The 22,108-nt window shown below is 37.8% G+C and carries 11 protein-coding genes; 1 reads left to right on the forward strand and 10 read right to left on the reverse strand.

The genetic code is table 11. From position 1 onward, the window contains the following. The 10 genes from MBBTH_RS08905 to MBBTH_RS08950 all read right to left on the reverse strand — a co-directional run. Positions 1-12,789 (reverse strand): Ig-like domain-containing protein (locus MBBTH_RS08905; protein ID WP_133241952.1); only part of this gene is annotated, 12,789 nt, incomplete at its 3' end. Between the two features lie 281 nt (positions 12,790-13,070). Further along, entirely contained in the window at positions 13,071-13,652 is a 582-nt protein-coding gene (locus MBBTH_RS08910) for a 30S ribosomal protein S3ae (protein WP_116592701.1), read from the reverse strand. Between the two features lie 437 nt (positions 13,653-14,089). After that, positions 14,090-14,413 carry a NifB/NifX family molybdenum-iron cluster-binding protein gene (locus tag MBBTH_RS08915; RefSeq protein WP_116592702.1) on the reverse strand — a complete coding sequence of 108 codons (324 nt, stop codon included), beginning with the start codon at positions 14,411-14,413 and terminating at the stop codon, positions 14,090-14,092. 11 nt (positions 14,414-14,424) lie between these two features. Then, the gene (gene mtnP, locus MBBTH_RS08920; RefSeq protein WP_116592703.1) at positions 14,425-15,183 is read right to left on the reverse strand and encodes an S-methyl-5'-thioadenosine phosphorylase; all 759 of its coding nucleotides are present in this window, start codon (positions 15,181-15,183) and stop codon (positions 14,425-14,427) included. A 6-nt stretch (positions 15,184-15,189) separates the two neighbouring features. Beyond that, positions 15,190-16,638, reverse strand: a complete 1,449-nt coding sequence (locus tag MBBTH_RS08925; protein ID WP_116592704.1) for an RtcB family protein — start codon at positions 16,636-16,638, stop codon at positions 15,190-15,192. A 66-nt stretch (positions 16,639-16,704) separates the two neighbouring features. Continuing rightward, on the reverse strand, positions 16,705-16,920 hold the full coding sequence (locus MBBTH_RS08930; RefSeq protein WP_133241953.1) for a hypothetical protein: 216 nt from the start codon (positions 16,918-16,920) through the stop codon (positions 16,705-16,707). A 139-nt stretch (positions 16,921-17,059) separates the two neighbouring features. Next, a complete protein-coding gene (locus tag MBBTH_RS08935) occupies positions 17,060-17,473 on the reverse strand; it encodes an archease (RefSeq protein WP_116592706.1) in 414 nt (137 codons plus the stop codon). Between the two features lie 380 nt (positions 17,474-17,853). Then, complete coding sequence (locus MBBTH_RS08940) at positions 17,854-18,963, reverse strand: ORC1-type DNA replication protein (protein WP_116592707.1); 1,110 nt, start codon at positions 18,961-18,963, stop codon at positions 17,854-17,856. 32 nt (positions 18,964-18,995) lie between these two features. Beyond that, complete coding sequence (locus tag MBBTH_RS08945) at positions 18,996-19,715, reverse strand: 6-hydroxymethylpterin diphosphokinase MptE-like protein (RefSeq protein WP_116592708.1); 720 nt, start codon at positions 19,713-19,715, stop codon at positions 18,996-18,998. A gap of 46 nt (positions 19,716-19,761) precedes the next feature. Further along, positions 19,762-20,409, reverse strand: a complete 648-nt coding sequence (locus MBBTH_RS08950) for a YczE/YyaS/YitT family protein (protein WP_116592709.1) — start codon at positions 20,407-20,409, stop codon at positions 19,762-19,764. A gap of 243 nt (positions 20,410-20,652) precedes the next feature. On the opposite strand from MBBTH_RS08950, the gene MBBTH_RS08955 reads away from it, so the two are divergent. Further along, positions 20,653-21,795, forward strand: coding sequence for a pyridoxal-phosphate-dependent aminotransferase family protein (locus MBBTH_RS08955; RefSeq protein ID WP_116592710.1), 1,143 nt, complete (start codon positions 20,653-20,655; stop codon positions 21,793-21,795). Positions 21,796-22,108 lie beyond the last annotated feature (313 nt).

Below are 22,108 nucleotides of genomic sequence, written 5' to 3' on the forward strand. Positions count from 1 at the left end.
TCCGGTAATTTCTAACTGACCAGCACCATTGCTAATTGATACAGTGTAGTTTTTACCGTCAACATTAACAACAGCTGTTCCGTTGTAGTCTTTAGGACCTGTTATAGTGATTGTTGCATTTTCACCAACATTAATCACATCGCCAGTGACATTTACGCTTGAAGCAACTTTATCGACTTTAAAGTGAGCGACAGTGGAATTAGCTACAAACCAGTCATCACCAGCATAACTTGCAGCAACTGTCTTATTACCAGCGATTAAACCTTCAATTTCAAATACTGCTTTACCATCAACCGGTTTTACAGAGTAAGTTTTACCATCAATAGCAACAGTCACATTATCTTTAACATCTTTAGGAACATTGACGGTAACTGTGGTAACATTTCCAACAGTTGAATTGGCAACTTCAATGCTCATTGGAGTATCATATTTAGGAATGCTTACAGTAGAGTTAGTTGAAGTGCCGTTATGGTTTTCATCACCGGAGTAAATCACTTCGATTTCATGTTCGCCAGGAGTTACATTATTCAAGGTTACAACTGCAGTACCATTAACAACAGTAACATTATAAGTTTCATTTCCAACTTTAACGGTTACATTACCATCTTCACCAGGAACAGTTATAACAACAGTTCCATTGCCTTGATCAATAACTTTAATGTCATCAGAGTCAGCTTTAGATACTTTGAATGTTGTCTCATTGTTGTTAGGCAAGTATTTACCATCACCATTATAAGTCACTTTAACAGTGTAGTTATCAACCTTCAAGTCTTTTACGACCAATACGCCAGCTCCACCGGCAACAGGAACAGTGTAAGTTCCAACACCGACTATTTCAACAGTCACATTGCCAGTAGCATCAGCAGGCACAGTAATATTGACCACAGCAACATCACCGACAGTGATATCATCAACATTAACAGTGACGAATGATTCAACCTTATTAACTAGGACTTTAGCAGTGTCATTTTCACTTCCAAGATATTTATCAGTTTCAAGAAGTGTCACTTTTACATCATAAGTGCCATTTGCAAGTCCGGTAATTTCTAACTGACCAGCACCATTGCTAATTGATACAGTGTAGTTTTTACCGTCAACATTAACAACAGCTGTTCCGTTGTAGTCTTTAGGACCTGTTATAGTGATTGTTGCATTTTCACCAACATTAATCACATCGCCAGTGACATTTACGCTTGAAGCAACTTTATCGACTTTAAAGTGAGCGACAGTGGAATTAGCTACAAACCAGTCATCGCCAGCATAACTTGCAGCAACTGTCTTATTACCAGCGATTAAACCTTCAATTTCAAATACTGCTTTACCATCAACCGGTTTTACAGAGTAAGTTTTACCGTCAATGGCAACAGTCACATTACCTTTAACATCTTTAGGAACATTGACAATAACTGTGGTAACATTTCCAACAGTTGAATTGGCAACTTCAATGCTCATTGGAGTATCATATTTAGGAATGTTAACAGTAGCGTTTGCAGTTGCATTTGGATTGTTTTCATCACCGGAGTAGAATACAGTTATATCTTTAGGTCCAGGAGTTTCATTGACTAAATCAACGGTAGCCACACCATCTACAACTGTTGCATTGTAAGTGTTATTTCCAACTTTGACTGTCACATTACCGTCTTTACCAGGAACTGTAATTACAACAGTACGGTTACCTTGATCAACCACTTTAATGTCACCAGATTCGGCTTTAGATACTTTGAATGTTGTCTCATTGTTGCTTGGCAAGTAGTTATCATCACCATTATAAGTTACTTTAACAGTGTAGGTACCAACTTCTAAGTCTTTTACGACCCATAAGCCAGTTCCGCCAGCAACAGGAACAGTGTAAGTTCCAACACCATCTATTTCAACAGTCACGTTGCCTGTAGCATCAGCCGGTACAGTAATGTTGACCACAGCAACATCACCGACAGTGATGTTTTCAACTTTGACACTTACTGTGGAATTGACTTTAGCCACATTAAAGCTTGCGTCACCTTCACAGGTTGTGTAGTTATCATCACCAAGGTATTTAGCATGAACTGTGTATGTTTTATTAGCTAAATTACTTAATGCTAATGTTGCAACGCCGTTATCAAGATCTACATAGTAATCTTTGCCATCTACTGTAATCACTACGGAACCAGTAGCACCAGTAGTTACATTTACTTTAATGGTTTCATCTGAAGCGGTAGTGATATTAGTGACGCTGATTGTTAAATCGGATGGTAATTTAATTACTTCAATTGTTTTGGAAATCAAGCTACCTGTTAAGTTCTTATCTCCTTCATAGATTACAGTCAATGTATGGTTTCCATAAGGCAGTAAATCGGTTGTGAAGTTAGCACGACCGTTTATTAAAGGTGCAGTATAGTTTTTGCCACCAATCATGATGGTGACATTACCAGTTGCGTTTGTATTGTTAACTGTAATATTTATGACTTGAGTTTCATTTACATAGATAATAGGTTTGAATTCAACATCCAATGTTGTATTTGCTTTTAAAACTGTGAATTTAGCGCTAGCAGTAGCGTTATCATTATAATCATCTGTTGCGAAGAATTCGACACTAGCGACTTTACTTCCTGCAGATAAACCGGTTAAATCAACTTGAGCAACACCTTTAGATACGGTGCCGCTGAATACTTTACCGTCTACAGTGATATTGACAGTACCGTTAGCATCATTGCCAACATAAATAAATGCAACAGCCTTATCAGGATAAGTCACATCATCAATAACCACATCGATAGATGGATCAACTCTTGAAACAGTGAATTTAACATCATTTAATGTTAGTTCATCATAATTGCTGTCGCCATAGAATACAACAGTAGCGGTCTTATCTCCGGCAGGCAATACATCAGCAAGGATTAAGGTTTTTGCACTTCCGTTGTACAGTACTTTATCTCCAACTTTGATTGAAACATTTCCATTAAAGTCATCAGTGACATTTATGACGAATGTAGTGTTTTGCTCAACAGTGACATTTAATGCGGTCACATCAGCAACTAAAGTAGCATTATCCACAGTGAAGCTTGTAGAGTTTTCACTTCCGACATACTTATCGTCACCAGCATAAGTTACATTGACTTTATGGTCACCACTATTCAATCCTGAAACATTTAATCCGCCTTTACCATTGATAATGGCAACATCATATTCCTTACCATCAACAGTCAATTTGACAGTAGCGTTTATAGTCTCATTCAATTCAACAGTAATGACAGCCACATCACCATAAGTGATTGGAGTTTTAACTGTCACACTGATATCAGTAGGAACACGATTGACATTGAATTTCTGAGGATCAGATACGTTACCTTTATATTTATCATTGCCCATGAATGTGGCGACAACAGTAATTGTATCATTATTAACAGGAGTGTACGCGATAGTAGCAACATTAGAATCTGCAACATGTACAGTGTAGTTAGCGCCGTTGATTGTAAATACAACATCACCTGTAACTGACTCATTCAAGTTAGCAGTGATAGTTACCGGACTGCCAACATAAATAGTTGCAGGAACGGTGGTTGTGTTGACACTAATTGTCATATTCTTTTTAACAACTTGGAATGTTGCATTTGCGGTAGATCCATAATAATATTCGTCTTCATCCAAGACAGCAACTATTTCATAGGTGCCCATAGGCAATCCATTTTCGATTGTCACTTTATTATTAGTAATATTATACTTTTCACCGTTTATAGTAACACTAATATTACCAGTGGAATTAACAGGAGTTAGGGCAATTACAATCTCTTCACCGACATAATAAACATCCTCTACAGTGATATTGATAGCGGATGTTCCTTTAGCTGTGACATTCACCCAACCACTAGCAGTACCTTCAACATACTTATCATTCTCAACATAAGTTACAGATACAGTGTAATTGCCAACACTTAATCCATTAACGGTTAAAGTAGCATTGCCTCCAGTCATTTTGACTGCATAATTGGCACCATCAACAGAAACGATTAAAGTACCATTGCGGTCACTAGGACCTGAAATATTGATTACAGCATCATTACCGACAATAATAGTGATATTGGTAACATTTACAATAGGAGTGCGTTTAGATACGGCGAAGTTAGCGGTAGTGAAATTGGATACATACTTATCGGTTCCTGAGTAAGTTATAGCTACAGTCTTATTGCCGTAGGTTACATTAGGAACAACGAATCTTGCAACGCCATCAGTGACGCTTTCAGGACCATAAACTTTACCGTTGATTTCAATAGTTACATTACCGGCATTATCATCAGGTACAGTAACATTGATATATGCAGTATCATCAACGTAAAGGATGTTTTCAACATCAACTTTAATCGGACTACCAACTTTAGATACAGTGAATCTGGTAGATGCTGTTTTATTTACATATTTATCATTACCGAAGTAAGCAGTAACAATGTAAACACCTTCTTTAAGTGTTGAAACGTTATTCAATACAGCTTTTCCTTGACTGATAGCAACAGTGTAATTGGTTCCGTTCAATTCAATGATTACGTTACCGGTTGCATCAACAGGAACATAGACAGTAATGTTGGTGTTGTTTCCAACATAAATATCGGATGCAGTAATATTCATTACATAATCAGAAGTCCGGTTAGTAGTGAATGTGTATTCAGTAGAGTTAACTGTGAAGTTTCTGTCACCAGGATAGGATGCAACAATTGTGTAAGTGCCGTTTTCAAGAACATCAGTAGTGAATAGGGCAACGCCATCCTCATCAACAGCCATTGAATATTGTTTACCTCGAACTTCAATAGTCACATTCTCGGTTACTCTAGGATCTGCTCTGACAATAATGGTTGCATTTTCACCGGATATGGAATCAACATGAATAATTTCAACATTAGGTGAGATTTGTCTTACTTCAAATGTTTTATTAGTTTCATTTACATTATATTTGCCATCACCGCTGTAATTAGCGTAAACTGTGTAGTTACCAGCAGCGAGGTCTTCTACAATCCAATTGACTTTACCGTCAACAATAGGTAAAGTAATTGTTCTAGTTTCATTAATTCTAATAGTTATATAACCAGTTGCATTATTATTAACAGTTACAGTGATATTTGCTTTATTTCCATAATCAATAGATTCGACATCAATAGATATTGTAGTGTTTATGGAATCCACTCTGAAAGTTGTGTCATTTTCAGCAACTGTGTAATTGTCAAGTGTACCCCCATAGTATTTGATGTGTACACTGTAGTTTCCAACAGCCAAATCATTTACAGTGATTTCGGCTACACCATTTGTGAACTTGTCTACATATATTGGACTTTTAGTGAAGTTTCCGCTTAAGATTACGAAACCAGTTGCATTGGCAGGAATGTTGATTGTGATTTTTCCTTCCTGGTCAACAGTAATGTTCAAGGCAGTTACGTTTACTTCAGGAACTCTTTGGGTAACATCAAATTCAGCCTTTGATCTGTTGCCGGTAATGTTTCTATCTCCATCATAGAATACCCAAGCGACTTTGTGTCCGACAGTCAAGCTGGAAATGTTGAATCTTGCAACACCGTCTTTGATTTCTGCAGTGTAGTCAACACCGTCAATGTTCATGGTTACGTTACCGGTTGCATTAGTGATAATGTTGCCGGCAGCGTCTTTAATTGTAACATTTACATATTCTGTATCCCATACCGGGATGTTATGCACATCAACATCTAAGACTGTGCCGATTTGCAATACGTTAAAGTCATCGGTTACTACAGCGTCAGTGTAGTTTGCATTTCCACTATAGGTAGCAATGACTACATAATTTCCAACAGCCAAACCTCCGACAGTCCAATTGACCTTACCGTCAACAATCGGCAAGGTAATATTCTTATCAGTTCCATTAATCTTAATTGTTATATTTCCTGTTACTCCATCAGGAACTGTCACAGTAATATTTGCTTCTTCACCATAGTATATGTCTTCAGCAGTAATATTGAGCATTGGTGTTGCTTTAAATACTGTGAAATTGGCGCTGTTTGTATTTGCTGCGTAGTTTTCATCACCGTTATATGTAACCTCAACTGTGTAGTTGCCGGCAGACAATACGACACCAGGCAAGATTGCTTTGCCGTCGGTGAGGTTTTGTGTGTCAAATACATAATAGGTATCATTAATTTTGACAGTTACATTTCCTGTAGCGTCTTCAGGAAGTGTTACGACAATTAAGGTTTCATTTCCATAAGTTACATTGTCAACATCAATAATAATTTCAGGTGCCATTGGGACTACATAGAATACTGTGTAATTGGTAGCATTATTATATTTATTATCTCCCTCATAGTATAGGGTTACATTATATTTACCTACAGGCAATTTTGGAAGTTCAATTGATACAGTACCATTCTTAACTCTGCCGAAGTATTCTTTTCCGTCAACGATCACTGAAACGACACCAGTAGTGTCATTTGAAAGGGTGATATTGATTATTTCATTTTGAATGACAGTAATGTTTGTGACATCTGCTGAAAGTGGAGTGTCATATTTAAGTACCCTGAAATCAGCTTCACCTTTAGCAGGTCCTAAAAGTTTACTACCTTCATAGAATACTATTACCTTCTTAATTCCTGCAGTCAGATTAGTTGCGTTGAATGTAGCTGTTGCATTGGTAGCTCCCATAGTTAATGTTAAATTATAACCTATATTATCAAGATACAAGGTTACATTACCCGGTACATCATATCCTTCAGGCGGAACGATTGTGACATTGATGTAAACTGTATCATTCACCATAATGTCATACGCATTTACCTCAATGAAAACAGCAGCAAATTCTTTTTGATGCAAAGTATAATTTGCTTCATAGGATGAACCGTTATAGTTATTGTCATCATGATAAATTGTCCTTATAGTGTAATTTCTAGGAAGCAAATCGCGAATCACTACAGAACCGAAACCATCAACAATTTTAACATCCACAAATCTAACAACAGTTGATGGATCCTCTTCACTATAAAAGTTAACGGTTGCTATTCCATTAGCATCCTCATATGCTTTGCCATCCCAATCATCGAAAATTGTGAAATTCATGTAAAGGTTATATCCCATATCATCCATATTGACTGTTAAATTGGATTGTGCTTTAGTTATGTTGAATGAAACTGTTGTGTTAACTTCATTGTATTTTGCGTCACCCCAGTATTTTAAGAATACTGTGTGATTGCCAACTTCAAAGAACTTATCTGCAGTGAAATTGGTGAGAATGTTTTCCAAAGATCCTTTACCGTTTTCAATAGTCATGTTTCCTTTAAATACATCGTCAATATAAACAGAAATGATACCTCTTGCACTTTGTAGAATACTTCCGGTCTTACCAGTGATGTTTGCAGTGACTGTTGTGTTTCTATGGAATATGGTGTCCAATGCAGAAGCGTCAATGAAAACATCTTTATCTCTTGAGGTATCTGCTGCCCTGGTATAGTAATCTTCATTTAGAAGTCTTGCATTCACATAAATATCATCTAATTGATATGGTTCAGTTAGGACATTTGCAACTTCCAAGTGGATTTTACCATCTGCATCTGTTGCATAAACACCTTCATATAATTTATTATTGTCCCCATCAAATATTTCAACGAGTACAGGTATACCTGCTTCACGAGCGAAACCGTCTTTTATAGAAGATATAGTGCCGGTTTGAACAGCTGTCTGACCAGTTGTTATGTTATTATCAGTCCAATATGTAACATTATTACAAGATATAGTAAATCCTTTATTTCCATGTTTAATATACATTGAATTTAAGTGAGTATCTGCTCCTTCCAATACTATGTCGACGCTACCTGAATTTTGATTAAAATCTAAGTCGAATTTGGTGGTATCTGCCCTATTATCAAGAAGTACAGCATCATTTAATGTGAAAAATACTGATGCAGAAATTGCAGATCCCCTATTTGCTTTATTTCCTGTGAAATTAACACCAGTTACTACTAAATCAGATACACTATTATAGACACATAAACCCCCACCTTTATTAGCGGTATTGTTTATAAATGTAATATTATTAAATACAGCATGAGGACATTCTTTAATCTGAATCGCACCTCCACCATTAATGTTATATTTACCATTAGCTTGAGCAACGTTATTTATGAATACTGAATCTTCAAGTGTAATCATACGGGCACTACTAGATGCAAGTCCTTGTATATACAATGCACCAGCTTCCTTAGATGAAGAACAATTCTCAAATAGACAATTACGTATAGTATAATTAGCATTTGGTCTTAAATACATAGCTCCTCCTTGAGCCCAAACATCTGAAGCTGATGTACCTGATGTATCACCGTCAGTGGTGACGAAATTGCCTACAAAAATACAATTATCAACCAATGCATGATAACTTTTATCCCATAAAACAGCTCCACCATCCACTTTTTTACTAATAGTGGATTGAACGGAATTATTATAGAACTTGGAATCTTTAATAGTGCCGTAGTATCCACCTTCAGACCAATAAATAGCACCTCCACCTCTTGTAATAGTTCCAGTAGTATTACCATGTGCAATGTTATTTGTGAATGTACAACCATTAACAGTATTATATCTAGAATTGGCTCCACCATACCAATATATAGCTCCTCCACTCAACTCTGCCAAGTTATCATTAAAGTTAGAATTTAATACAAGAGAGTTTGAACCTGTAGAGTACATTGCACCACCATTTTCATTAGCATGAGAAGAGGTGAATGTAGAGTCACTTACTGTAGCACTATTACCTTCAAGATATACTGCTCCACCGGTCTTTGCACTTGAAGATTCAAATTCAGAACCGCTAACATTAGCATAATTACCTTGAACGAAAATAGCTCCACCCTCACCAACATCGCTTGACACAGTGGAATGATTGAAAATAGAACCTTCAATTGTAGCATAGTTCTCTTTAATGTAAACTGCTCCACCACGAGGGTTTTGATTATAATATTTTTCACCAGAAACGGAAGAATCTGTGAAGTTGGAATTTCTTATAATAGCATTCAAACCATCAATATAAATAGCTCCACCACGGAATGCGGCAGAAGAATTGACAAAGTTAGATTCTTCAACAACAGTTTGTTGACCATGGATATAAATAGCACCACCTTGAGCTCCTGGACTGTTAGCAGTACAAGTATCGAATTCGGAACCCTTGATTACGGTATAGGTACCGTCCACGTATATTGCACCACCAGATCTTGCAGTAGAATTGGAAAAAGTGGAGTCTGAAATTTCAGTACGATTACCAATTATATATATTGTTCCACCATCTGAACCTTGAGAACTACTGTCATTAAAGTCACAACCATCAATTTTTACATCTTCACCTGTAATGAATAATGTACCACCAAAGTTGTTATTATTTCCATTGTTATGGGTGGAAGAACCTGTGAAGTTGGAATTTAATAATTTTAGATTGTCACCGATGATTGAAACTGTACCACCTTTGGAAGTATGGGATTTGCCATCATATTGATTCCACATACTTAAACCTGTGTTGTTTTCAAAGTTACATTCTTCAATATGACCGTTATCTCCTTCCCAGTAGATTGCTCCACCATCATCACCAGCGATATTGTCAGTGAACTCTGATTCGTATATTTGACAGTCTTCACCAGCAATGTATAATGCTCCACCTTCCTCAGGTGCAAAGTTTCTAGTGGCTGTAACGTTATAAGCATAACCGTCATTACCTTGCCAGTAGATTGCTCCACCTCTTTCGGCTTGGGAATCTTCAATAGTAACATTTATGAGGCGAGTGTTATTTCCAATAATAACAGCTCCACCACCTCGGGTAATATTTTGCGCAGTACGATCCATACTTGCATAACATTTGGTGAATTTGGCATTAGTTACATTTACATAATTACCTGTAAGGAAAAGTCCTCCTGCTTCCTCTTCGGCAAAACTATTTGATACAACAAGGGTATCGACAGTCATGTGGGAACCTGTTATGATTATGGTTCCTCCTTTGGAGTGAGAAGCACCCTCACTAATACCTTTATTATTATTAGCGGTTACATTGAATATTTCACCATGGTCTCCAGTCCAGTATACAGCACCACCGTCGTCTCCAGCAATGTTATTATTAAATGTTGAATTATATAAGCTACATGATTCTCCTTCAATATAAGCAGCTCCACCATCACCTCTAGCATAGTTATTGGTAAATGATGAACCTTCAACTTCACCATTATGACCTCTCCATACTAAAGCTCCTCCAAAACCAGTCACTGCAGTGTTGTTGTCAAATGTTGATCCAATAATGTATCCGTCAGTTGCTCCTTCGTGGAAGTCTATAGCACCACCATTAGTTTCAGCACGATTATCTTTAAATATTCCATTATTGATTGTTACATTTGTACAATTCTCAAATTCACCGCCTTGTAGGTACATAGCTCCACCACGTTTTGCAGCGTGGTTGTTTGTAAAGGTACAATTGTCCATAAGACCATCGGATCCAGTCCAAATGACTGCTCCACCGTCTCCACCAGTGGTATTGTAACCGTATGGACTTGATGCGTTTACAAGACCTAATGCTTGGTTGTCAGTGAATGTTGAATTTCTGATTGTACCCCTATGACCGTACCAGTATACAGCACCACCAGACCTCTTAGCAGTGTTGTTAAAGAAATATGAATTTGAAAGTGTTGAATCATGGGACCCTTCATACCAATCTACTGCACCACCATTAATACCAGCATAATTCTCAACAAATTCACTGCCATCAACAAGAATATTATCACAATCACCTTCAGTACTACCTTGCATGTAGATAGCACCACCATTACGTGAAGCATTATTTAATCTAAAGGTACTGTTTAAAACTGTACCATTAGCACCAGTCCACATAATAGCACCACCATGACCACCAGGAGTAATCCTACCATAAGAGTCAGTAGCATTAACATTACCTAAAGCACGGTTATTCTCAAATGTGGAATTTGCAATAGTACCATCATGACCAAACCAGTATACAGCACCACCAGACCTCTCAGCAGTATTGTTAAAGAAATATGAATTTGAAAGTGTTGAGTCGTGTGCACCTTCATACCAATCTAGAGCACCACCATTAATACCTGCATAATTCTCAATAAAGTCACAATCATCAACTGTAATATTACTACAATCACCTTCAGTACTACCTTGCATATATATAGCACCACCATTACGTGAAGCATTATTCAATCTAAAGGTACTGTTTAAAACTGTACCATTAGCACCAGTCCACATAATAGCACCACCATGACCACCAGGAGTAATCCTACCATAAGAGTCAGTAGCATTAACATTACCTAAAGCACGGTTATTCTCAAATGTGGAATTTGCAATAGTACCATCATGACCAAACCAGTATACAGCACCACCAGACCTCTCAGCAGTATTGTTAATAAATACAGAATTATAGAGATCCGCATCATGAGCACCTTCATACCAATCTAGAGCACCACCATTAACACCAGCATAGTTCTCAATAAACAAACCACCATCAACAGTAATATTACTACAATCTTCATTAGAACCAGCTTGCATGAATATAGCACCACCATTACGTGAAGCATTATTCAATCTAAAGGTAGTGTTTATAATATCACCCTCAGCACCTTTCCATACAATAGCACCACCATTACCACCAGGAATAATAGAACCATCTGGACCTGTTCCATTAACAGTACCTAATGCCTTATTGTTGGTAAAGTTGGAATGTAGTATTGTACCATTATGACCACTCCAGTATACAGCACCACCTGTACTACTTGCAGTATTGTTAGTGAAATCACAATAAGTTACAACACCATCATGAGCACCTTCTTGCCAATCAACTGCACCACCATTCAAACCAGCATTATTGTTAATGAATATGGAATGACTTAATGTAGTATTAGTACAGTTTTCTGTAGAGTTACCATGTAGGAATATAGCTCCACCACGGTTTTGAGCAACGTTATTAGTAAATATACAATTGTCGACAGTACCATTACTACCTACCCATAGTACAGCACCACCGTCTCCACCACCAACGATACCACCGATTTCACCAGTCACTTCACCGGTAGCAATATTGTTAGTGAAATTAGAATCTCTTATAGTACCATAGTGACCACTCCAGTGTACAGCACCACCTGAACGTTTAGCAGTATTGTCTGTGAAAGTGGAACCTGCAATCTGACCTTTTGATGAACCGGCATACCAATCTATAGCACCACCATTTCCTCCAGCGATATTGCCTTCAAAGTTACAGTTGGTAATTGTATCTCCTTCACCGGATCCTAGGTATACCGCACCACCATGGCAACTAGCAGTGTTGTTTATGAAATTACAATCGGAAATTATTAATGTACCATCGGAATTTATAGACCCTCCGTTTCCATCAGCATTGGCATTAATAAATGTAATTCCTGTTAGTATTATACTGTGACTGCTGTGTATATTAAATATTCTAGCCTGCCGGCTACCATCGATAACTATGTTTCCGATACCAGTTATACTGTTAACTGTATCTGGAACAGAAATACCGTTAACCAGTCCAGTGTCTTTATCACTATCAAAAGTATAATTTTTAGTTAATACTATGTCGCCTCCAAGGCTCAAATCATTCTGCAAGTCTGAAAATGTTCCTGCATCACTTCCATCTCGCAGCTGATCATCTGTGTTAGGAAGTGAATATGCAGAGACATTACCGTCTGTTGTTAAAACAACTTGATCTGTTGAATTTCCATCACTTGCTGCCGCAACGGCCTGCAGTGAGAAAAGACAACATATTATTAAACATATAATTAATATCTCTTTTCTTAACATAATACACCCCCTCCCATATTCTTAACATGATTTTTTATCATGTCAGGGAGAGTCTATCGTGATATCTATATTATTATTTACTAATATATAAACTTTAATAAATGGATTTTTAACAAAAATTTAGAATTTTTACATTATAAGATAATAAATACTAAACATATAATATAAATATACTATAAAATTAAAAATGGATTAATTAGTATATTCAATTAATGAACAAAAAAAATTATAATAATAGAGAAATAATCCGAAAATTAAAAAAAAGAATTGAATAAAGCAATCTATTTGATTACTTTACTTTTGATGATTTCCACTCTTTTGAGAGGGTAAATCTTTTTAGCGTTGTGGTAAATCTCGGATGCTAATTTACCGTTTACGCAAACTTTAACTAACTCATCGAAAGTTTTTTCAGCAGCTGCTTCAATGAGTAAATCTTCAATGGTTTTTCTCATGAATCTTTGTTGGGAAGATTTAGCCCTTCTGATTGTTACAGCTAAAACTTGGAGTTTTAATTTGCGGTCATCTTTGGTTTTTACGATTGCGGAAGCATCGATTCTGGAAGTTCCTCTTCTGATCATGCTTCTTACATAATCGGTAGTGGTCTTGTGACCTGTAAATTTGGTGTTTGCAACATTTCCTGCTACATTGTCAATTTCAAATCTGAGTTTGATGTATTGTTTTGAGAAGTCACCGGTCAATTCTCTCATGGTTACTTCGACTCCTCTTCCAATAAGGAGTTCTGGATCTTTTGCCGGAGTTTCTCCAATCTCTTTGTCTTCAAAGTTCACTGGTGTTTTAATAGTATACCAGGATTTTTCTTTCCATGTATCACGTACTCTACGTCTTGCTTTTGCCTTTGCCATTATATCAACCTTATAAATTTAATCTGTAATGTTGGCGTTTATGCCATTAAAATTTTATAGAATAGTCATTAACACACTCTCTGTATTGTAAAAATGATTTAAAGCAATTATAAGTTTACAATCGTTAATTTGACTATTGTAAGTTATCCTCGCTTATTTTCGAGAAATATCTATAATTAAAATTTAATTTTATAAAACCCGCCCATAAAGGTTATAATTACTTATTTTATTCATGATATATAAAGATTATTGAAATAGTGGAAATTTTCGGAAATTTCACCGTTTTTCAAAAATAAAAAAATTTCAAAAAAATATACATGAGAAAATCAAGAATGAATTTAATGGCTTTAAATTGAAAACAAAGCATTCAAAAGCCATATCTGAAAAATATATAATAGAAAAAAATTTCATATACAATATATTTTATGCATGAAAATCTAGAGACTTTTCATGAATTCGACATGATCGATATATCTTTGGAGAACCTCATCGATTGGGCCTTCATCCATTACAAGTTTTATATTTGCATCTTCAGCCTTGATTTTGGATTTGAAACCGTATTGAACACAGAATAAAACGTCACAATCCTCACATGCCTTGATTACCTTACCGCCTTGGTGCTTTGAATCCTCAGCGATTTCAAGATTTCTATTCTCAACGAATGTCAGCTCACCGTCATAGTCATAAACATATATGGAGTTTCCCCTTCCAAGATGCAGGTCCACATTTTTACCATCACTTGATACAACAGCCAAACGCATTTAAATCACCTCTATACTTCTGCTCCATCCAATGCATGATTGCATGAGCATTCTTCAGAATCATCGACGTTTTTAATGAAATTGTATATCAATTCCAGCAATTCTCCCTCTTTTTGTGCCACCATCTCAAACACTTCGTCAATGGTCAGCTCCTCTTCGGATATTCCTGAAGCGTAGTTTGAAACTATGCAGATTGAATTGTAGCAAATCTCCCTTTCACGAGCCAATGTCACTTCAGGAACGCCAGTCATTCCAACAAGGTCCCCTCCAAGCATTTTGAACATCTTGATTTCAGCGGGAGTCTCGAATCTTGGCCCTTCTGTACATACATAGGTTCCTCCAAGAATCACATCCCCTGATTTGGCCAGAACATCCCTTAACTGTGGGCAGTAAGGTTCGGTCACATCTATATGAACGACCTTATCCTCATAGAATGTTTTCTTTCTGTCCTGTGAGAAATCCAGAAAGTCATCGGGAATCACAAAGGAACCCGGTGGCATGTCGGTGTTCATTGACCCTACAGAGTTTGTTGCGATGATTTTGCTGACGCCTACATTTTTTAAGGCGTCAATATTTGCACGGAAATTGATTTTGTGCGGTGGAATTGAATGTCCTGAGGCATGACGTGGGATGAATGCGACCTTTTTGGAGAAGATGTCCAAAATGGACACGGTAACGTCTCCGTAATCGGTTTTGACCAGTTTTTCCTCACAGTTGTCTGCCTTTTCGGTGATTTCATATACACCGCTTCCGCCGATTATGCCGATCATGTTTATCTATCCTTTGCAAACTGATAACGGTTTCACTTTGGCAACGAGTTTGGCGATGCCTGTGCTGTCGGATACTCTTACAACGGAATCCACATCCTTATATGCGCCAGGGGCTTCCTCTTCAATTACATGTTTGCTTGTGGCCTTGATTTTGATGCCTTTTGACTCAAGGTCCTGTGTGATTTCATCCGCATCATAATCCTTTTTGGCCTTTGAACGGGAAAGGATTCTTCCTGCACCATGTGCTGTTGAACCAAAAGTCTCTTCCATTGCGGTTTCTGTACCGTGCAATATATATGAAGCTGTTCCCATAGTACCAGGAATCAAAACAGGCTGTCCGACTTCACGGTACTTTTCAGGAACTTCCTCTCTTCCCGGTCCAAATGCTCTTGTTGCACCTTTACGGTGAACCAGAACTTCCTGTTCACGATTATAAACCTTATGAGTTTCCATTTTGGCAATATTGTGAGCTACATCATAGACAATGTCCATTTCCATGTCTTTTGCGGATTTTCCAAGCACATCCTCAAATGTTTCCCTTATCCAGTGGGTTATCATCTGACGGTTTGCCCATGCATAGTTTGCCGCAGCGGCCATTGCCTGGATATAGTTTTGCGCCTCTTTTGAGTTTAGAGGTGCGCATGCCAGTTGCCTGTCTGAAATATCTATTTTGTAATTTTTATAAGCCTTATCCATTATTCTTAAGTAATCTGAGCATATCTGATGTCCGCAGCCTCTGGAACCTGTGTGAATCATTATGACAATCATTCCCTTTTCAAGGCCGAATACCTTTGCGACTTCCTCGTTGTATATTTCATCGACTATCTGGATTTCCAAGAAGTGATTTCCAGAACCTAAAGAGCCCAATTGAGGAATTCCTCTCTTTTTGGCCTTATCTGACACTATGCTTGAGTCCGCATCGACCATTCTTCCGTTTTCCTCCAAGACTTCCAAATCTTCATCCCATCCGTAGCCGTTTTTAACAGCCCATTCGGCACCGTAGTCAAGCACGTCGTTGATTTCGTTTTTCTCGAGCCTGATTTTGCCTTTGCTGCCCACTCCTGACGGAATGTTCTTGAACAGCTTTTCGGTGAGCTCATCCAAATGTTCCTCTATATCATCCATTGTGAGGTTGGACCTGATCAGCCTGACACCACAGTTGATGTCAAAACCCACCCCTCCAGGGGATACGATACCGTTTCTAAGGTTGAATGCTGCAACCCCACCTATTGGAAAGCCGTATCCGAAATGAATATCCGGCAGTCCGATTGAGTACCTTTGAACGCCCGGAAGGCATGCAACATTAATTATCTGTTCGATGGCTCCTTCCTCAAGCTCGTCAATGTATTCGTCCGCAATGTAAAATCTTCCGGAAGCCCTCATTTTCTTGTCGTGGGTGCCCGGAATCTCGTAAACGTTGTCCCTAACTTTTTTAATCTCATCTTTAATGCTCATAATAATCACAAAAATATTCTGTTTTAATATATATTAGTGGTGTTTTAATAAGGTTTTGGTATTCAATTATTTTCTAAATAAAGCTGATATTCCCGCAATGAGCAAGAACACTCCGCTCACCACATTGATGTATTCCGAACCCACAATAACGAACATTGTCGCAATGACAAAACCCACTCCTGCGGCTTCAGGTTTTTTACTAACATAATAAACTGACACAAGCCCCAATATTGAAGCTGCTATGGCCACTAAGCCTAAAAATGGTGTATGAAAACTTCCCAAGCTTTCCAGAAATATAAGAAAGGATCCTGAAAATATTCCGATGACGGACCCTATTATTCCCATCACCATTTCAAAGTTTCTTGAAACAATCCTATTTCTTTTCATGTTTATTATTATATTATATATATTATTTAAATGGTTACAAGTCAACTATCGCCTGGACCTCAAAGATGTCCGTTTTCCTGACGTCCATCTTATGGTAGGTTATGGCCTTGATTTCGGTTTTTCTCTCATGCCTGTCCCAGTCAATGGCCTCGCCCCTTATTGTTGCCCTCAACTGCAGCATGTCGTCTATTTCAACGTGAAACTCGCTGAAGAGCATGAATTCTATCTCATGGTAGAAGAGCAGCTCCTCAAGGAAATCATAAAGAAGGGATATTTCGTCCTCTGAGCGCACCTTAAATGATATTTCCTTTTTAGGTTCAACGTTTGACGTATCGGATATGATGTTGAATATTGCCAATCCTGCATTTTCAAACGCTTCATTCAGGCTTTCACCATATGCCTTGAATCCAATGTCGGCAGTTACGTCAAAATACTCGTAATTTTTCATGATTTTTACTCCAAAATATTACTTCCCAAATGCTCTCTATCTCTTTGTTTATATTATGTTTTTGATAATTTTAAATATAGTGATTAAAATGTTTAGCAATAATGACACCACAGTCCAAGTGGACTTAAGAAAAAAAAGTTCAATAAAAGACGAATTAGCATATAGTAATTTAGATTTTCAATCTTGCATGGTAGTGCTTGTAGTGATAACAGCATTCCTATTATCTGTTATTTCTGTTGCGGCCGCACAAGCGCCAGTTATTTAAGCTGGCTCTTATTCTACAATGCCAAACCCTTAAACGGTTGTAAACATTAGACTATGAGCCTATCATGCAATATTCTAATGTTCAACAGAAACTAATTTCCCTAAATTTGCAGGAATCAGAATGAATATTCGTCGGGGTTGAATCTCAATATGATTTGACGGGAATTTCCCTTAACCCCTTTTCCTGTAAACTTGGTATCGATCAGCCTTACGAATTCAAGCTTGTCGATTACCCGATTGAAAGAGGATTTACTTATACCGATTTTTTCTTTGGATAGCTCCAACAGCTCTCCTGCAGTGTATATGCCATCATAATCAGCGGCGATTCTTAAAACTGCCTTTTCGTTATCGTTCAATGAGCCCAAGGTATCCATGATATTGACGGAAACGATTGAGTCTATTGCCTTGTCCAGGTGTTCCTGTGTGATTTCACGGCTTGCGTCTGCCTCTGCGATATTACCGCAGCTTCTCAAAAGATTGATTCCCACTCTCAAGTCACCATTTTCAAGAGTGTACATTGAGACTTGCTCGAGAATATCATCAGACAGCACACCAGGGAAGAATCCTGCCTTTACACGGTCTCCAAGGATGGCCTCGATTTCAGAATAAGTGTACAATGGGAATATGATTTCCTGAGGGATGAAGACTGTGTTCACATTCTTGTCGAAGGCATACTTGAACTCAAGGTCTGAGAGGATTGCAAAAATAGAGGATTTCACTCCGGGATATTCCTCATATGCCCTTAACAAATCATATACTACCTTATTAGCATTGTTTGATTGGAATAGATAATTGATATCGTCGAATGCAACTATTAATGATTTTGAGTTTTTCTGAAGTTCCTTCATGATTTGATCATATATCCTTGAGAAAGGAACTCCTGTTTCAGGCGGAGTGTGTCCGAATATCTTCTTGTAGATTTGTGAAAAGATTCCAAAGCGTGTTGTGTGTATCTGACAGTTAATGTACACGCAAACTACCTTTTCTGTGTTTTTTTCAACTAATTCGAATACTTTTCTCATTGCAGTTGTCTTTCCTGTTGCCGGAGAGCCCAGTACAACCGCATTTGATGGTTGGCCTCCACGCATTGCAGGTCTTATTGACATCGCCATTGCTTCCATCTGTGTGTCCCTGAAATTGTAGTTTGGAGGCACATAATCAGGATCAAAGGCATTGATGTTTTGAAAAAGACTCTCATCATGCATTAAAATATCTTCTATTCCCATGTTATCATATTATATATTAAGTATTATATTAACTATTGCTTTAGATTAATGACTTCAACGTTTTCGTTGTCAATTATCCACTGTGTGAACTTCTCTGCATAGACCAGCTTTTTCTTCTTGAAGTCATCGGCTTCGGCAGTGTCCCTTTCGAGGTTTGGTCTTGAGTATTTTGTCACTATGTCTCCAAAATCCATTCCTGCAAGGGTTATCTGGGATGCTCCAAGTGCCACGGCCAGGAAGAGTGCCCTGTCACCGTCTGTGAATCCTCCGAAATTGTAGAGGTTTCCTATAGGTTGGGCCTGTGTGGTTCCCAAAACATTGTTAAAGAATGAGCTTAGAGATGCGATTTTTTCGATGTTGTCGCCATGAGCATGTATAATAATGTTAGCTCCTCTTATGTTTGCAAGAAGTATGTCATCAAGCTTACCATCAAGATCTGTTGCAACTATATCAGGCACTACTTTTTCCTCAATTAATGCTGTTGTTGCACCATCTGCCGCAACCAGGACATAATCCTTCAAATCATAATCCTCTTTTAGCAATTGGATATGCTCCTTTAGGGACGGACCGGCACCAAATACGATGTATTTGTCTGAAAAGCCAACAATCTCACCCAAATCATCCAATGTCAGGCATCCTTCAACAGATAGGATTTCATCCAACAGCCTTGCGGATTCCTCATCGTTTTCACGTGAAAAACCGAAATCGTCAAGAATTTCTGTATAATATTTTTCCCAGAGTCCAAATTCCATATTTAAACCTCACTATATTTAGTTTAAGAACTGATTGATTAAATAATTATCTATTCACAACATTTATATTCTCGCCGGTGATGTGATTGTAAAGATTGGCTATTTGCCTTAATGTGAATCCCACAAGAAACGCTGAAATGATTGTTCCGATGTTTACTGCACCAAAAATGCTTGTATACCACAATCCGCACATTATGAGGGATATTGTAACCATTGTCGCATCGAAGCCTATCTTGATTGTGGAAAACCTCCAGTCTGTCACGATGGCTATGGCCTCCACGCATCCCTCGCCCGGAAGCGGCGCTATGTTTGCGGGCATGTAGATGAATATCCCCAAGGCGATGAGGAAAATGCTTAAAACCAGGAATATTACACACATCAAGATGGATCCGTCGAATGGGACGAACGATACCAGATACAGCGCCAAATCAGTGAAATAGCCGAAGAGTACGCAGTTTATCAATTGAAGTAGCCTTTTCCTTTTGAACTGTGAGCGCAGAATCAGAAATTGGACTAAAATCAGTGCCGCATTGAAGACAAAGGTGGTGATTGCGATGTTGATGTCTGTAATCAGTGTCAAAGAATAGGAAATTGAGCTTATCGGAGTTGTTCCGAGGGTGGATACGATTGAGAATGCCACACCGAATGACATTATTAATAATCCCACAACAAATGAACAAATCCTCTTAATCATATTATATTATTTATATAATCTCTTTCTTAAATCCAAGGGTTTGACCATTGGCCATCATGCATAGACACATGATATCATTTAAACAATGATTGAGAATAATTATTCCGAATTGAACAATGTACGAAAATGTACTATGGAATTGTCTATTAACTGAATGAAAAGACATATCAAAAATATTTAATAAGTATAACAACCATAATTATAAACATAGCTTAAATAAAGCTACTTATTGGAGGAAATTTAATGAATGATATCTTGTTAATGCTTCCTGGACCAACAACAGTGGCTCCAAGAGTACTCAATGCAATGTCAAAAGCTGTTGTTAACCACAGAGGAGCAAAATATGGAGAAATTTTAACTGAAACAACTGAATTGATGAGTAAAGTTTTCCAAACCCAAAATGATTCTTATTTATTAACTGGATCTGGAACTGCAGCGATGGAAGCAGGAATTGCCAACACTGTAGCCCCTGGTGAAAAAATGTTGAATGTAGTCGGTGGAAAATTCGGTGAAAGATTCATGAAAATCGCACAAACCCATGGAATCGACGCACAGGAATTAGCAGTCGAATGGGGAACCGCCGTAACACCTGAAGCAGTAGAAGAAGCTCTTGAAGCTGACGAAGACATCAAGGCTGTCAGTGTAATCCACAACGAAACTTCAACAGGTGTAGCTGCACCTATCGAAGCAATCGGTAAGGTAATGAAAAACTATGATGCATTATACATCGTGGATACCGTATCCTCACTTGCAGGGGATGAAGTTAACGTTGACAAGTTCGGAATTGACGTCTGTCTTACCGGATCCCAAAAATGTATTGCCGCACCGCCTGGAATGGCTGCAATCACATTAAGTGACGACGCATGGGCTGCAGTCGACAAAGTAGAAAGCAATACCTTCTATTTAGACTTGAAAGCAGCAAGAAAAAGTGGAAGCAAAGTGCCTCCTGAAACCCCATACACCCCTTCAGTTTCACTCACCTACGCAATGAATGAAGCTTTGAAAATGGTTATGGAAGAAGGACTTGACAACAGGGTTGCACGTCACCACAAAGCTGCTAAAGCTAGTGTGGCAGCGGTTAAGGCTTTAGGTTTAGAATTATTCGCTGATGAAGCTGTTTCATCTGCTACCGTAACAGCCGTAAAAATGCCTGAAGGAATCACAGATGCTGACTTTAGAGGCACAACCCGTGACAAATATGGCGTTGAATTGGCTGGCGGTCAAGATCACCTTAAAGGAAACATTTTCAGAATCGGACACATGGGAAACATTTCCTACAAGGAATTGACACAAACCTTTGCCGCCATCGGTATGACCTTAAAAGGTTTAGGTGCAATTGATGACGCAGGTGCAGGTGTTGCATCCATAGCAGAATCATACTTATGATTCTCTTTTTTTCTTTTTTTTATCCTGATTTATGTAATATATTTTTTACAGTATAAGTTATAAGCAACGGATTTTTTTACACTTGAAATGCATGTTAAAAGTTATAAGTAATATATTTTTGACATGAAAATTTTGGTGAGAACTTATAAGTGAAAAGTTACACTTGAAATTGATGTCTCACATTTTTGACTTCGAAGTTATAAGTTAAAAGTTACACTTGAAATTGACCTCTCGAAAAATTTTGAATGGCACTTATAACTAAAAACTTACACTTGAAATTTATGTCTTATAAGTGAAAAAAGTATTACTCCAA

The sequence above is a fragment of the Methanobrevibacter thaueri genome (assembly GCF_003111625.1).
GTDB lineage: Archaea > Methanobacteriota > Methanobacteria > Methanobacteriales > Methanobacteriaceae > Methanocatella > Methanocatella thaueri.